The 15,573-nt window shown below is 46.3% G+C and carries 12 protein-coding genes and 1 pseudogene; 9 read left to right on the top strand and 4 right to left on the bottom strand.

Going from position 1 to position 15,573, the window contains the following annotated elements:
• Positions 1-142: 142 nt before the first annotated feature.
• Both AC121Z_RS11060 and AC121Z_RS11055 read right to left on the bottom strand, forming a co-directional pair.
• Entirely contained in the window at positions 143-4,594 is a 4,452-nt protein-coding gene (locus AC121Z_RS11060; RefSeq protein ID WP_498124081.1) for an EAL domain-containing protein, read from the bottom strand.
• Between the two features lie 154 nt (positions 4,595-4,748).
• The gene (locus AC121Z_RS11055) at positions 4,749-7,511 is read right to left on the bottom strand and encodes an insulinase family protein (RefSeq protein ID WP_498124080.1); all 2,763 of its coding nucleotides are present in this window, start codon (positions 7,509-7,511) and stop codon (positions 4,749-4,751) included.
• Positions 7,512-7,675: 164 nt separating this feature from the next.
• On the opposite strand from AC121Z_RS11055, the gene AC121Z_RS11050 reads away from it, so the two are divergent.
• Positions 7,676-8,179 carry a SixA phosphatase family protein gene (locus AC121Z_RS11050; RefSeq protein ID WP_498124079.1) on the top strand — a complete coding sequence of 168 codons (504 nt, stop codon included), beginning with the start codon at positions 7,676-7,678 and terminating at the stop codon, positions 8,177-8,179.
• Between the two features lie 71 nt (positions 8,180-8,250).
• A complete protein-coding gene (locus AC121Z_RS11045) occupies positions 8,251-8,433 on the top strand; it encodes a hypothetical protein (RefSeq protein WP_498124078.1) in 183 nt (60 codons plus the stop codon).
• On the opposite strand, the gene AC121Z_RS11040 is transcribed toward AC121Z_RS11045, so the two are convergent.
• Complete coding sequence (locus AC121Z_RS11040; RefSeq protein WP_498124077.1) at positions 8,430-9,728, bottom strand: HlyC/CorC family transporter; 1,299 nt, start codon at positions 9,726-9,728, stop codon at positions 8,430-8,432. The genes AC121Z_RS11045 and AC121Z_RS11040 overlap by 4 nt on opposite strands.
• 86 nt (positions 9,729-9,814) lie before the next feature.
• Positions 9,815-10,627, bottom strand: coding sequence for a cytochrome C assembly family protein (locus tag AC121Z_RS11035; RefSeq protein WP_498124076.1), 813 nt, complete (start codon positions 10,625-10,627; stop codon positions 9,815-9,817).
• A gap of 121 nt (positions 10,628-10,748) precedes the next feature.
• Here AC121Z_RS11035 and ffh point away from each other — a divergent pair, with 121 nt between their 5' ends.
• From ffh to AC121Z_RS11000, 7 genes and pseudogenes are all read left to right on the top strand, one after another.
• Positions 10,749-12,137, top strand: coding sequence for a signal recognition particle protein (ffh, locus tag AC121Z_RS11030; protein WP_498124075.1), 1,389 nt, complete (start codon positions 10,749-10,751; stop codon positions 12,135-12,137).
• A 26-nt stretch (positions 12,138-12,163) separates the two neighbouring features.
• Positions 12,164-12,931 (top strand): substrate-binding periplasmic protein, encoded by a 768-nt coding sequence (locus AC121Z_RS11025; RefSeq protein WP_498124074.1) that lies wholly within the window; start codon positions 12,164-12,166, stop codon positions 12,929-12,931.
• A 150-nt stretch (positions 12,932-13,081) separates the two neighbouring features.
• Positions 13,082-13,333, top strand: a complete 252-nt coding sequence (gene rpsP / locus AC121Z_RS11020) for a 30S ribosomal protein S16 (protein ID WP_100641973.1) — start codon at positions 13,082-13,084, stop codon at positions 13,331-13,333.
• Positions 13,334-13,365: 32 nt separating this feature from the next.
• Entirely contained in the window at positions 13,366-13,887 is a 522-nt protein-coding gene (gene rimM, locus AC121Z_RS11015; protein ID WP_498124073.1) for a ribosome maturation factor RimM, read from the top strand.
• Positions 13,887-14,651, top strand: coding sequence for a tRNA (guanosine(37)-N1)-methyltransferase TrmD (trmD, locus tag AC121Z_RS11010; RefSeq protein WP_498124072.1), 765 nt, complete (start codon positions 13,887-13,889; stop codon positions 14,649-14,651). Before rimM ends, trmD begins: the two co-directional genes overlap by 1 nt.
• Before the next feature lie 18 nt (positions 14,652-14,669).
• Positions 14,670-15,029 (top strand): 50S ribosomal protein L19, encoded by a 360-nt coding sequence (gene rplS / locus AC121Z_RS11005; RefSeq protein ID WP_100642338.1) that lies wholly within the window; start codon positions 14,670-14,672, stop codon positions 15,027-15,029.
• Between the two features lie 327 nt (positions 15,030-15,356).
• Positions 15,357-15,404, top strand: a pseudogene (locus tag AC121Z_RS11000) (hypothetical protein); the annotation flags it as partial.
• Between the last annotated feature and the right edge of the window lie 169 nt (positions 15,405-15,573).

The following is a 15,573-nucleotide window of genomic DNA, read 5'->3' as shown; positions in this document are numbered from 1 at the left end:
TTGGTTATCACGCCATTTATATGGCGCGCTGCCTGATAGGAGCTAAAAGTGTGCCAAGTTGATAAAAGGGAGGGGGTTGACTCAGCTTTGGAAACAAAAAGGGTGGCGATTAAATTGAAATAAGGTTTTTTAAAACAATCACTTAAACTTTACTTTGGCCAATTAATTGATGAAGTTTTTGGTTTTCTCTAAGCAGTTTTTCAAACTTTTCCGCGCTTAAAGGTTTGCTGTACAAGTAGCCTTGCAACATCTCGCAATCGTAGCGACGTAAAATTGACAGTTGTTTCTCTTGCTCGACACCTTCAGCCACAACTTTCAGACCGAGGTTGTGGGCAATATTAATAATTGCCGCGGCCATGTGCCGGTCGACGCTGCTTTCTGCTATATCATCAATAAAGGCTTTATCGATTTTTAGGGTGTTAAGCGGGAAGCGTTTGAGGTATGCCAATGACGAATAGCCGGTGCCAAAGTCATCTAACGCAAGGTGGATGCCTTTCTCGCGCAAGCGCTGCATTAATTTTAAACCCTGCTCTGGGTTCTCCATTAATGTTCCCTCGGTTAATTCACACTCGAGGTGAAGGGGAGATAAACCCACTTGGCGGAGTATATGTTCAATGCGATCGTCAAGGTCTGGCAATTCAAACTGCTTGGCCGAAATGTTAACGGCCACTCGCCCAGTGAATAGCCCTTCATTAACCCAACGCTTGGTATCTTCACAGGCCTGACGCAATACTTGTTCGCCAATCTCTACAATTTGGCCGGTTTGTTCGGCTAAAGGGATGAACTGATTAGGTGAAACTATTCCTTTCTGGGGATGTTCAAAGCGAACTAAGGCTTCCATACTGACCAGCTTACCCGACGCGATATCAACTTTAGGCTGATAAAAAACGGTAAATAAATTGTCACGCAAGCCTTGTCGGATAAGGTTCTCTATTTGGAGCTGACGAACCGCGTTTTGATTCATCTCACCACTGAAAAACTGGTAACTGTTACCACCACCGTTTTTAGCAAAATACATGGCGGTGTCAGCATTTTTTAGTAGCTCCTGTGGCGAGCGACCGTCTTCTGGGTAGAATGCGATACCGAGGCTGGCGCTAAGCACAAACTCCTGCTTATTGATTACAAAGGGGCGTGATAACGAGTCCAGTATACTCTGTGCGAAATGCGTGACCGTATGCACATCTTCTTTGTTTTCGATGAGCAAGCTAAATTCGTCGCCGCCTAAGCGGTAACAGGTTGCCGATGCTCCGGTGATCCGTTGCACCCGACGGGCAATTTGCTTGATCAGAATGTCGCCGGTTTGGTGACCCAGGGAGTCGTTAATTTTCTTAAAGTTATCCATATCCAAACATATCAGGGTGTGCGGTACATTTTTACGCACTAAGTTATGGTGACTTGCTTGGAAGAATGAGCGGTTGGGCAAATCCGTGAGTGGGTCCACATTGGCCAACTTAAGGAGTTCTTTTTCGGTATTCTTACGTGACGTAATATCCGAAAAAACACCCACATAGTGACTCGTCTTTTCGTCGTCCCCGACCACCGCGTCGATGTTGAGTTCAATTTCAAAACGCTCACCATTAGCCCGTATCGACTCCACTTCTCCTGACCAGTTGCCTTTTTGGCGCAGTGCTTTCTTGATTTCATCAGTAAAAGCATCAGGGTACTGATGGAAGAATAGATAACTCGCCAGGGCTTTTTCGCGGGTTTCACCGGTGTATTTGCAGTAGGCGTTATTGACAGAGACGAAGCGGAACTCAGTATTGGTAATAAAAACACCTTCTGAGATGTTTTCAATTGAGCGTTTAAACAAATACAGTTGTTCTTCTGCCTGCTTAAGATGCTGGATATTTTTTAATGTGCCGGTCATACGCAGGGCATTATTGTGCTGGTCTCGCTTCACTACCTTGCCGCGATCAAGCAACCAAATCCACTCACCCTTGAAGGTTTTGGCGCGGTAAGCCACTTCGAAAAAGTCGGTTTTACCATCGAGGTGTTGCTGCAAAGCGTCTTTAACCCGCTCAATATCATTGTGATGGATATTCGCCTCATAAGCGCTGGAGGTACGCATGTCATCTTGTGGAAAGTCGAGCGTACCCCAAGTATTCGAACGATGAACTTGACCGCCATAGATATCCCAGTCCCAGAGTTCATCACCACTGCTCCAAAGGGTCAGTTTCAAGCGTTCTTCACTCTCTCGGATGGCTAATTGAGAGGCCTTTCTAGACTGATACTGACGCACTAAATAAATCGTCATTAAAACGATAAAGAATGCATAAAACACAATGGCATGCCGATGCAGCCAAATGGGGGGAGCAATTGTGATGTCGAGGGTCCGGCTTTGTGACCACTCTGAATCATAGACCTTTGCTTGAACTTCAAAACGGTAATTACCGAAGGGGACTCGGCTATAGCCCTCGACCCGATTCGTCTCATTGTATATCCAGCCATCATCAAAACCGGCTAAGCGATGACGATAATGCGTCTGTTCAATATCGATAGGATTAATTACGCCGTATTCAATACTGAACTTTTCATTGTGCTCGAGTTTAATTTGGTCAGCTAAATAGATGGGCTTTTGCAAGATTGCATCAGTCTTGTCGTTCGCTTCGATGGCGGTATTGAATACTTTTAAGCTGAGTAACTGAGGAACTTCTGCGATCCCCAAATTAATCGTGGGCTGTAACAAATAAGAGGGATAAATGCGGGTAATTCCTTTTTCACCGCCAAAGAAGATGGCTCCATCAATGCCTTTGCTGATTGAGCCATCATAATGCTCGTTATTACTATACAGTTGAGAGGTGAGAGATAAACCATGCTCTAGCTGTGGTAGATTGACCTCGTGTATCGCTTTGATGCCTGAATACCAAAGTGCATCGTCGAGCCCAATTGCCGACATGACTTCACTAACATTACCAGGCAAGTGGTCAACCACAGATAAGTCGGCCTTAGCAAGTTTGAAGATCCCTTGTGTTGCTGAGACTACATAGTAATGCCCAGCATAGGCATAAAAATAGCGCAGTTCTTCGGAATGCAGGGGATGATTAGCGTCGGCCTGAAACGGCGCCTCAAATAGCGAGGTGTTAGTTTCATAAATAATCGCTCCCATGTTGGAGTTGAGCCAAATTCGTCCTAATGCGTCCTCACCGACCGGCATAGCTGTGGTAATCATACTTGGCGCGTCAATGGTTTTTACGTCGCCAGTCGTTAAATCGATTCGCACCAAATCGTAATTGTCATGCCAGAACCATAACGCTTGATCGCCAGCATACAATTTATCTATCAGGCTGCCGGGGTATAAATGCTTGATTTCTTCCAATTGGCCATTGGCGGTCATCGCAAATTGAAAAACCCCATTCGACGAGGCCAACCAAATTTCATTATTGCGGCCTAATACCAGATCCCAAATTGGGCTGTTAGCAAGATTTTCGAACACTACACTTGGGCCATCAGTGCCTGTCATGCGGATCACCTTGTCGGGCGAACTAATAAACCAGACATCTCCACTACGGGATTGCTTAACTGACCAAATCTCACCGATTTGAAATTCACGCGTGTCTACATTGACGCTAGAAATTAAGGTTGGTGCTTCACGATTGTAGGGAAGCTCACGAAAAACCCCGCTGAAAGTGCCAACCCATTTCACGCCATTGTTGTCTACATGCATAGACATCAGATAGTTGCTGCGACTGTTTATTTCCGTCGGGTTTATCAGACGTTGTTTGATGACCCGATCGGGCCCCATGGTTAAAATACCACTGCTGGTTGTTAACCACATAGCATTTTCAACGATATGAATATCCCTGACTTCAATGGTGCCTAAATCTTTTGACAGAACATTTCTAACACTGCCATCGGCAAGGACTTCGAACAGCCCCTCGAATGTGCCCACCCAATCACTGCCGGCATAGTTCTGTACCGCATAGATAGAGGATTGATAGAACTGGATATTCCAAGGATTGACATCATTTAGATCAAACACGGTCATCGTCGTCTTATCTAATGCATAGCTGCCTTGCTCTTTGGTACTGAGCCAAATTTTCTCACTATCTTCATGAATGAAATTGATTTGTGCGGGGGGGATGTTTTTGGCTTCTAAACGTTGCAACGTATCGTCACTCACGTTGTAGCGGTATAGACCATCACTATCTGCGATTAGCAAGGTGCCGTTCAATCCGAGGGCCAGAGCGCTAATATCAGCGCTGAGTAGGGCTGAATTCTGCGCGGTGTAGCGAATAAATTGTTCTGATTGGTCATCATAGCGCGCCAAACCTTGACTCCCGGCAATCCATATACGCCCGAGTTGGTCTGCTAGTAGTACTTCAATAACGCCATTTTGCAATGAATTTGGGTCATCTGGCATGTGCTCAAACAGGGTAAGTTTGTAGCCGTCATACCGGGTAATCCCTTTTGAACTAAGGGTCCAAATAAAACCATGCGCGTCTTCGGTGATGCTTTCAACTGAGGCTATTTGAAGATCGGTGCCGACAAATGCCGGCTTAAAATTTTGTGCAAAAGACGCTGTGCTCACCGCCCAAAAGAGGAAAGTAAGTATGATTGGTACTAGCCGTAATGTTGAGGTGCTATGGTTTTGCACTAAACGCCTTTGACAACTCAAGCTGCCTTATAATTATTGTAAAAAAATTGGGTAATACGGTTTAAAGGTTAAATATGCCAAGAGAGGCCTAACTCTACAAGTTATTTCTTGCTTTAGCGCAGACTTTGCCTAATCCATAAACAGATGAATTTGTTCAATAATTGATATTGGCTTTAAATGTCTCGATATCGCTTATTTCGATGGTATTGCTGCGTCTAGCAAACTGCGCATCGGTTGACCATTTTCCGGCGCAATACAGCACCATTTCACCAAACAATTCTCGCTGCTGGATGGCTTTCGCGTGAGTCACTAACTGGGAAAAGGAGAGCTGTTGAATGGACTTTGCAATTGCAGTGTTACGATCAAAATTGGGCGCTGCAGTACCTAATGCAATCCACAATCGTTGGGCTCTGGCGCTACTACTGAGGTCGGGACTTAACAGTTGCCTGATCAGATTATTGCGGATTTGTGGCCAAAAGCGTTGGTAATAATCAATGTTGTTGATTTGCTGGATTAAAAAGTGAGTAATTTCATGCACTAAGGTATTAGCATCGTGGGTTGGGGATTGCACATAAAAGACCATACCTGGATGACTATTGTGCGTAACAAAACCACTACCAACCACATAGCCAAGTTGCTTTTGCGTGCGTAATGAGTCGAAAAAAGGCGTAGCGAGCATTTGCTCCAATAACATGGTTAATGCGGTGTCCTCGATACTATCACTTGGGGCCTGCAGAAAGAGTAAGGCAGCAGCTTCATCATGGCAGTTTTCAACCGCTTGATAGTAAGTCTTAGCCGGCGTCAGTTTGGCGACATCACGACTAAGCGTGGATATGGTTGTTGCAGATGCGCTGTAGCGCGCGATAGCCTCACCAACGGCATGAATATCCTCTACGCGCCATCCGCCATGCATGAAACCCTGCAAGTAACAGTCTTCTAATAATGAGTGCCATGCTGCTTGTACTTGCTCTAGTGACAAGGCTTGCATGGCGGTCATTACGTCGCTAGGCGAATGACTGTGTCGTTGCATCAATACACCCAGTCGAGTAAACAGGCGGTTTACCGGTTTGTTCAGAAGATTATTGCGTAAGCCTTGTAGTTGCAGTGCTTTTATACGCGCAAAGGTGGCTTTGAAATCGTGCCGCTCAAATAATTCTGCAAATAAGGTCAGCATGAGGCTTTTTTGCTTGAAAGCGAAACCTGTGGTGTGCAGGCTTAATCCACCCTGATGTCCATACAACCGATAACTAAGCCCCGCGACTTCGGCAGCATAGTAGCGTTGCTGTACATGATCATTTAAACAGCCGAGCCACAAACGTTTGGCTGCTAACATTTCCACACCTTCGGCGTTGGCAGGACATTCCAGAGAAATATAGCCATCCGCTTTGGCACTATCGTCAGCAGGATCAGATGCCGCCCACAATTCACAATTTTGCGCTGTAAACAGTCGCTCAGGTATTGTCGGGAGCGGCGTTTTCTTGCGGCGCTCAGTCGTTGTGGCGATAAACGGGTTTGGGTCTGGTAAACGTAGTTGTGCTAGGTCAATAACTGCATTGTGAGGTTGAGACCATTGCTCTAATTGCTGCAGTGACAATGACATAAGGCGATAGGGCGTTTGATACCAACGGGCTATTTTATCCCCGCTAACGGCATGGCTGATCAGCTTTATCCGCAAGTTAGTCAAACTAAATTGGCGTAATAATGAGGCCACATCAGCAACACTAAAAACGACATTGCCAAATTGTAATTGCAGCAAGGTTGGAACCGTGAAGCGAAATAAGCCCTCAGCCATCAGACTACAAATTTCAGTATCCGCGCCGATTGAGGCACTTGAAGCCATTAGCAGGGCTAATTGATTTTTTTCGCGCAGTCGCCATTCCAGCGTGTCGGATTGGCGGATTAATTCGATATAGTGAGTTACACAGTGAACGATATCGTCGACATGTTCAGTACCTTCGCTGGTCAACTGTAAGCTAATATTGAAATCTTTAAAATTAGCTCCTTCAATGCCGCCTCCAGCACTGAGTGATATCACCCAGTCATAGGATTTTAACACTGCCAGCAGACTGCCAGGACCTTCGTCACCAAGCAAATGACTGATCAGACCAAGTGCTTCGATATCTTTAGCGCTAAGTTCACTTAATGCATACGTGATAATTAATCGGCGTGCCTCCGACAAGGACTGCACTGCAATAAGCACTTGTTTTTGCTTATCGGTGTAGAGCGGGGGTAAGGCAAGTTGTATTGCAGGCACATCGGTGGAATAGGGCGGGCCGATCATCAGCTGTTCGAGTGCACGAAACGGCGGAGCAGCACTCACTACTGCGATCTTGCACTGTGTTGGGCGAAATTGGCGTTGATGTAATTGTTGTAGCTTGTGACGCAGTTCATCACGGGTGAATTGCGCGAATACCTCCGCATTACCCACCGAAAACTGGCTAAACGGGTGAACTGGATTACATGTTTCCTTGTGTACCTGATAGAGCCGCCGCAAGTCATCTTTGCGCTTGTATTGATATTCCGCATCAATGGTAGCAATTTCCTGCTCTATATCGGCTGTTCGAAGGAGGGGCGCGCTCAGCATTGCGCTCAATAAGTCGACGACTTGCGCTATATCTGCAGCAGAAAACCGGCTGTGAATAGTCATGAATTCGGTACCCGTATGGGCATTTAACTGGCCGCCTAGCATCTCGATAGACTGCAGCACCGCATTCGGGGCGGGAAAGCCTTCTGAGCCCATGAATAGCATATGCTCTAACAGGTGGGCGAGACCCGGACAATCTTTGTCATCATAAAAGTGACCACACTTAACACTAATCGCAATGGCTGATTTTTCGGTGTCATCGCCTTGAAGCCAGAGAATCTCTGCACCATTCGCTAAAACCTGACTCGACGAAACGATTTTTTGGGTTGTCACTGCATACCTGCATGTTGCTGCTGTCCCAACAGCATAGCGCAGTTAAATTGAGTTACAATCTGCTGGGCCAAATAAAACGGATAAATCGCATAAAAGGCTTTGCTAAAGTCATGTGAATATGCCTACACTTGCGAGTATTGAATAGCAGCAAAAAGATGTGCGTTATGTCTGCTCAAGAAGATGCAACAACACGGGTCATTATTATTCGACATGGCGAAGCTGAGGCTGCCCTGATTGATGATAAGTCACGTCAGTTGACGGAGCGTGGGCGTCACCAAACGCATTTGGCGAGTGTTGCCATGGCCAAGTTTTTGCCCAGCCAAAAAATTGATGTGGCGCTCGTAAGCCCCTATCGTCGGGCGCAGCAAACCTTTGATGTTTTGTCGATACGGATTGCGGTAAAACAGCGGGTCGACTGCGCTGACATTACTCCCATGAGTTCGCCACTTGCAGCGCGAAATTTAGTTTTTGGTTATACAGAGACTGCAACCGCACCGCGACAAACCCTGCTGTTAGTTAGTCACATGCCGATGGTCAGCTTTCTAACCGCAGAGCTGGCGCATTTGGATACGCCACCCATATTCTCTACCAGCGCATTTGCGGTCATTGATATCAATAACGCCAGTGCGCGTGGTCATTTGCTTGAATTGAATCAACAGCACAATTAACCATTCAGAAAATGGCCTAATTTCCGATAATAGGGTATTGCAACCTTTGACGTTAGAAAAGTAACCATCCAATGACAAGCAAAGCCGTGTTGGCATTGCCAGAGCAGCTAAAAAAAGCGCTCGAGCAACACCGTAATCAAGCTGATATAGCAGACGACGATGATCTGAGAGTGCTGCTGGATAAATTGGATCTGCTCAATCAACGCGTTAGTTTTTATAAAGATAAGATTAAAGCGCGGCGCACCGCAAATTAACTGTTAGCATCAATCGAAGTCAGACTGGGCTTATAGAGTTCAGGCATTACGCGCAGTGTTTTCACTTTGTTTTCAGACAAGTCAACAATCTCCATTGGATAACCGGCCAAGCGGAAGCTGACGTTGTATTCTGGAATTTCTTCTAAATATTCGATGACCAATCCGCTTAGCGTTTTCGGCCCTTCGGTGGGTAGTTCCCAATTCATTTCTTTATTCAATTCACGCACGTTAGCACTGCCATCAACTAACACGCTACCATCTTGTTGCACGGTCACTTCCTTGCTGTGCGTTGGGATCATGCTGGTCGTAAATTCACCTATGATTTCTTCGAGAATGTCCTCGAGAGTGACGAGACCTTGAATATCGCCGTATTCATCCACAACCAAACCAATCCGCTCTTTTTCTGCTTGGAATTTGTACATTAGGGTATGTAACTTGGTTGACTCAGGGGTGTAGTAGATTTCTCTAACTGCTCGGATCAAAGTCGCTTTAGAAAACTGGTCCTTGGACAGTAACCTCAATGCATCGCGCACATGCACGAAACCAACGGCATCGTCGATCGTATCGCGATACAACAGTACACGGGTATGTTGCGAATTAACCAGTTGGCGCTGAATATCCTTCCAGTCGTCGTTAACATCAATCGCAAAGATTTCATTGCGTGGCACCATAATGTCTTCGGCAGTAACATTTTCAAGATCCAAAATCCCCACCAGCATGTCCTGGTGACGCTTGGGGATCATACTGCCAGCTTCAAACACAATAGTACGCAATTCCTCGCGACTCAATGAATCATCGCTACCGTCAGTTGGGCGTATTCTTAGCAGTGCTAATAGCCCGTTTGTTACTCCATTGATGGCCCATACAAACGGATACATGAGTGTCATTAAAGGCAATAATAGCAGTGAGCTGGGAAAGGCGATTTTTTCTGGATACAGCGCGGCAAGGGTTTTAGGCGTTACTTCCGCAAATACCAGAATCACCAGAGTAAGACCAACGGTAACAATAACCGGCCCCCAAATCGGGCCAAACAAACGCATACAGATTTCGGTTGCAACGACGGTTGCTGCAATGTTCACTAAATTGTTGCCAATCAGGATCAAGCCAATGAGACGGTCCGGACGCGCCAATAGTTTTTCCACGCGCAATGCAGCACGATGTTTTTCATTGGTGAGATGTTTTAAACGATACCGGTTAATCGACATCATCCCCGTTTCAGAGCTGGAGAAATACGCCGAGCAGAGGATCAGAATGGCAAGAATAGTAAACAGCGTACTGGTAGTGAGTGCGTCCAACTAAGGGTCCTTTACTAACAAAACAGGGATTAATTTAAAGGTTGATGTAGTCCGGTTCAAGTACATTGTTGCTCGTGCTCAGCTAACTACAAGAGTATTTCGCGGACAAAACGACTGCCAAAATAAGCCAGTGTCAACAAACCACTGCCAATGGCGACTAAAATGAAAACTGGGCGCCCACGCCAACCCCAGCGGTGGTTTGCAAACGCAGTAAATACATACAGACCAAAGGCAATAAGGGTTAGCGTTGTTTTATGTGCATGTTGGCGATCGAACATGCTATCTAAAAACACCGCGCCACTGACAATCGCAATCAAGAGTAATAGCGTACCGGTGTACAGAAGCTTAATTAAAATTTGATCAAGCATCATCAGCGGCGGTAATGAAGAATGTAGCAAATCGCTGTCTTTGCGTTTCAATCGCGTATTAATGTATTCAACTTGAAGGGCGTACAACATTACCATGATTAACGCACCATAAGCCAATAAGGACAGAGTAATATGGACGATCAATCCAGGCTTGAGGCCGATACTGATTGCGTAACTACCGGGCACGGCAAGCGATAAAATAATCGACAATAGGGCAAAACCAAAGACCACTGGGAGTAATAGGGTGCTGCGGAAATACCAACTGCTGACTAAAATTGAGACTGTCACAATCCAAGCGACCAACGTGAGAACGTTGGTTAGACTCATATTCTGCCCATCGCCAGCAGCAATCAATAAATACAGCAAAATTACATGTGCAAGGGCAGCCCCACTGGCAAACCAACGTGCAACAGTTGGTGAAGTAGTCGACTTTTGAAAAAATTGTTGCGTTAACAACAAAGCAGCCACGGCATATGCCAAAATGGCTACGAACGCGAGACTATGAACAGTTATACTAATAATGGATTCCACGTAATCTTTCAGTTCCTACGCTAGATAGTAATCAACGCATCGAGCAATTTCTACGCTTTTATTTAGTGGGCGAAGAATTTTCGGTATACTGCTGACAAATCAAGTGAAACAAGCGGTTGTCATGTTTGAAAATTTAACGGAACGTCTGTCGAAGACACTGAAAAATGTTAGCGGTAAAGGCAGGCTAACAGAAGACAATATCAAAGATACCTTACGCGAAGTCCGGATGGCTTTACTCGAGGCTGACGTCGCCTTGCCTGTGGTCAAAGCCTTCGTTAATCAAGTGAAAGAACGGGCCTTAGGTACTGAGGTATCGAAAAGTCTTCAGCCAGGCCAAATGTTTATCAAAGTTGTCCAATCTGAACTTGAGTCAGTTATGGGGGCTGCAAATGAGAAGCTAAATCTTGCGGCCAAGCCGCCGGCAGTGGTCTTGATGGCTGGCCTGCAAGGGGCTGGTAAAACTACCAGTGTTGGTAAGTTAGCTAAACACCTGAAAGAGCGGGAAAATAAAAAGGTTCTCGTGGTCAGTGCGGACATTTATCGCCCTGCCGCGATCAAACAGCTTGAAACTCTGGCTAGCGATGTGGGGGTAGGCTTCTTCCCGTCGACAGTATTGCAACGGCCCGTTGATATTGCTGAAGCAGCCATTGAACATGCCAAAGTGAAATTCTTCGACGTGGTGCTTGTGGATACTGCCGGCCGCTTGCATGTCGACGGCGAGATGATGGCTGAAATTCAGGCCTTGCACAGCGCCATTAAGCCCATTGAAACCTTATTTGTGGTTGATGCAATGACCGGGCAAGATGCGGCAAACACTGCAAAGGCGTTTAATGATGCATTGCCGTTGACTGGGGTTATTTTAACTAAGGCCGACGGCGATGCGCGCGGTGGTGCGGCGTTATCCGTCCGGCATATAACCGGTAAACCGATTAAATTCATCGGCATGGGCGAAAAACTGGATGCGCTCGAGCCATTTCATCCTGAACGCCTTGCTTCACGTATCCTTGGGATGGGGGATGTGCTTTCACTCATCGAAGAAGTTGAGCGCAAGGTCGATAAGAAAAAAGCTGAGCAATTAGCCAAGAAAGTTCAGAAAGGCAAGGGCTTTGATTTACAAGATTTTAAAGAACAGTTGGAGCAAATGCGTAACATGGGCGGCATGATGTCACTTATGGACAAGTTACCGGGTATGGGCAATATGTCTGCGCAAATAAAAGACAAAGCAAATGATAAGCAATTTAATCAAATGGAAGCTATCATTAACTCGATGACGCCCGCCGAGCGTCAACGTCCAGATATCATCAAAGGCTCGCGCAAAAAACGCATAGCGGCCGGTTCGGGTACGCAAATTCAAGACGTTAATCGCTTGCTTAAGCAATTTACACAAATGCAAAAAATGATGAAGAAAATGTCCGGCGGGGGCATGAAAAAGATGATGCGTAATATGAAAGGGATGATGCCACCGGGTGGTGGTTTTGGTGGCCCAGGTGGCATGTTCCCACCTCGTTAACGTTGATATAGTTCCATGGAGGCATTGTGAAACTCAGTATTGTAGTCATTCTGTTACTGGTTTTTAGCAAGCTTGCCTCTGCGAATGCTCTCAGCCCGACCTGCGAGCGGGCGCTAGTCTTATCGTTTTCTGGTGACTGGCCGCCCTATTTCTTTCAGCTTTCTGCTGAGCGTTTTGATGGTGAAGACTTCCGCTTATTAAACCGCGTTTTGACCGCCATGCAATGTCGAATTGCAGTGCTTGAAATGAATGAAGGGCGCACGCACAGAGAACTACAAAAAGGGACGTTTGATCTGTCTGTAGGGGCCAGTTTCACTGAGCAACGGGCAAAGGATTTTTATTTTTCGTTACCGTATCGCAATGAAACTATTGGTTTTGCCTATCGCGATAAGGCGCTGCACATGAGCGCAGACATCACTTTTGCACAAGCGTTAACAGCGGGGGCGACGGTGGCGATGAATATGAATGGATACTTTGGGCCTATGTTGGCAAAGCTGCAACAACAATTCCCCACCCAATTTGTACACGCTTTTGGGCTCAGTGAGCGTTTGCAGTTGCTGCAAAACGAGCGGGTCGATATTGTGGTTGATGATCGCCATGCGTTATGTTTAAAAGCGCTGGAACAAACCGGACAGCTTTGGCGCGTGGCACCTGAGGTGCTGCACGAAAATGGCGTGCACTTTATTTTCAACAAGCGTGCGGTTAGCACCGCGTGGGTCGACAAATTTAATCATGTTCTCACAACAAGCAAGCAATCTACCCAGCCATCCGGTCTCTCTTGGGTGCAGTGTTAAGCACTGAAAACTTTAAATTTTTACGTGCGTAAAGCTTGCTATAAATGCTCAATCCCGTATAATCTCGCGACCTTAATTTTGGGGTGGCTCTGTTTGCCCTGAAAATAAGGTAATTAGTTAACGGTAACGCTACAACGAGTTGAGGCATTTATGGTTATTATTCGTTTACAGCGTGGTGGTGCGAAAAAGCGCCCATTTTATCAAGTCGTGGTGGCAGACAGCCGCCGTGCACGTAACGGTCGTTTTATTGAAAACATCGGCTTTTTCAACCCGACTGCACAAGGTCAAGCTGAGCGTTTACGCTTAGACCTAGACCGTGTTGAGCACTGGGTTGGTCAAGGCGCAGGTCTTTCGGACCGCGTTGCACGCTTGGTAAAAGATGCAAAGAAAGCGGCTGCGTAAGCAGCATTTAAGCAATGGCTTAAGAGGTATAGATGAGTCACGCGTCTGACAGACTGGTGGTAGGCAAAATCGGCGCGCCGTATGGCGTTAAAGGTTGGGTCAAAATCAACAGCTATACCGATGAATCAACGGGTATTTTTGATTACACCCCATGGTATTTGGGCTGTGAGAAAGAGTACACGATTGAACAATGGCGTTTCAGTGGGAAGACACTGGTAGCTAAAATTGTGGGAGTTGAAACCAGAGACGATGCTGAAAGCATCAAGAATCTGGATATTCAAATAACCGCAGACCAGTTGCCTGAGTTATCTGCTGACGACTATTACTGGCGTGATTTGATAGGCATGCAGGTGGAAACTCTGCAAGGCTATGGGTTAGGTACAGTAAAAGAGATGTTTGAAACGGGTGCGAACGACGTCATGTTAGTCAAAGCCCGGAGTAATGACGCTTTTGGTCAAAAAGAACGTATGCTGCCGTTTATTCGCGAAAGTGTGATTAAAACGGTCGACATGCAGGCGCGAACAATCATTGTTGATTGGGACCCCGGATTTTAATGCCAACCACGAGTTGGTTTGGGTTAGTTAGCTTGTTTCCTGACATGTTTAGCAACATGGCTCAGGAAGGTGTATTCGGACGGGCAGTTAAGTCTGGTCGAATTGAACTAGCGCATTTTAATCCACGGGATTATACCCACGACAGACATCGCACGGTTGATGACCGCCCTTATGGCGGTGGGCCGGGCATGTTAATGATGGTTCAGCCTTTAACTGACGCAATTCTGGCAGCGAAACAAGCTGCTGGAGATAACGCTAAGGTGATTTACATGTCACCGCAGGGTCGCAAGCTGGATCAGCAAGGTGCGCAGCAGTTAGCTGAGCACGAAAAGTTGATTTTAGTGTGTGGACGCTATGAAGGGATTGATGAGCGCGTAATTGAAGCCCACATTGACGAAGAATGGTCAATTGGGGATTACGTTCTCAGTGGTGGTGAACTTGCTGCAATGGTGTTGATGGATACCGTCGCTCGCTTAAAACCGGGCGTACTAGGGCATCAACAGTCGGCAGAGCAAGATTCATTTAGCCATAACCTACTTGATTGTCCGCATTATACGCGGCCCGAAGTGTTAGGTGATAAAGCCGTACCCAGTGTTTTACTGAGTGGTGATCACGAGAAAATCAGGCAGTGGCGTTTACAGCAATCGCTCGGAAGAACGTGGTTGCGACGTCCTGAATTAATTAATCATCGAGCTCTGACTGAGGAGCAGAAACGCTTGCTAGATGAATTTCAGCGAGCGTGGAAGCAGCAAGATGACAGTTAACTCGAACGAGAGGATATGATGAGTAAAGTTAGTCAAGATATCATCAAGAAAATTGAGCAAGCACAGCTCAAAACTGATGTCCCGGCATTTGGCCCTGGTGACACAGTTATCGTTAAAGTGCGTGTAAAAGAAGGCGATAAAGAGCGTCTTCAGGCGTATGAAGGTGTTGTTATCGCGAAGCGTAACCGTGGCCTGCACTCGTCTTTCACAGTACGTAAAATCTCAAGTGGTGAAGGTGTTGAGCGTGTGTTCCAAACTCACAGCCCAGCTATTTCAGCAATTGAAGTCAAGCGTCGTGGTGACGTGCGTCGTGCTAAGCTTTACTATCTTCGTGAGCGTTCAGGTAAATCTGCACGTATCAAAGAAAAGCTTAGCTAAATTAACAATTTCTGCGTTAACGTTAACTAATTCGAAAGCCCGCATTCTGCGGGCTTTTTTGTGGCGTTCAACAAACCCAATAACCCGTCAACGGAAAATCATGAGCGTTACCTCACTTTCTCAAGGGCCAAATCCACTAAAGCATTGGGTGTTAAGTTAAGTGGGAAGAACTCGGGTTGCTTGGGGCTATCTCTGTAACGGCTTAACATAGGATTAACCCTAGACATCGAGCCCTCCACAAGCAAATAATGCCCCAACCACTAATTGTTATCGGTTATTAATGTGCCAGAATATCAAACGCTCGCGCCCGATGAGCCCACGGTCAAAATGCGCCGACATCGCGCCAAACAGTTGTGTTATCAACTTAATCAGCTCAGTCCTGATGCCAAAGCAGAGCGTCGTGCGGTGCTTGCAAAGTTATTGCCGCATGCCAAAGGCGCTATTGTTGAAGCTAATTTCCACTGTGACTATGGTGCCAATATCCATGCAGGTGAAAATCTGTTTATCAATCAGGGGGTAACTATTTTAGATGGTACTGACGTCT

Source organism: Alteromonas sp. DYW1, from assembly GCF_059752595.1.
Note: the sequence above shows the minus strand (reverse complement) of the source record. Positions and strands in the feature narration are given on the sequence as shown.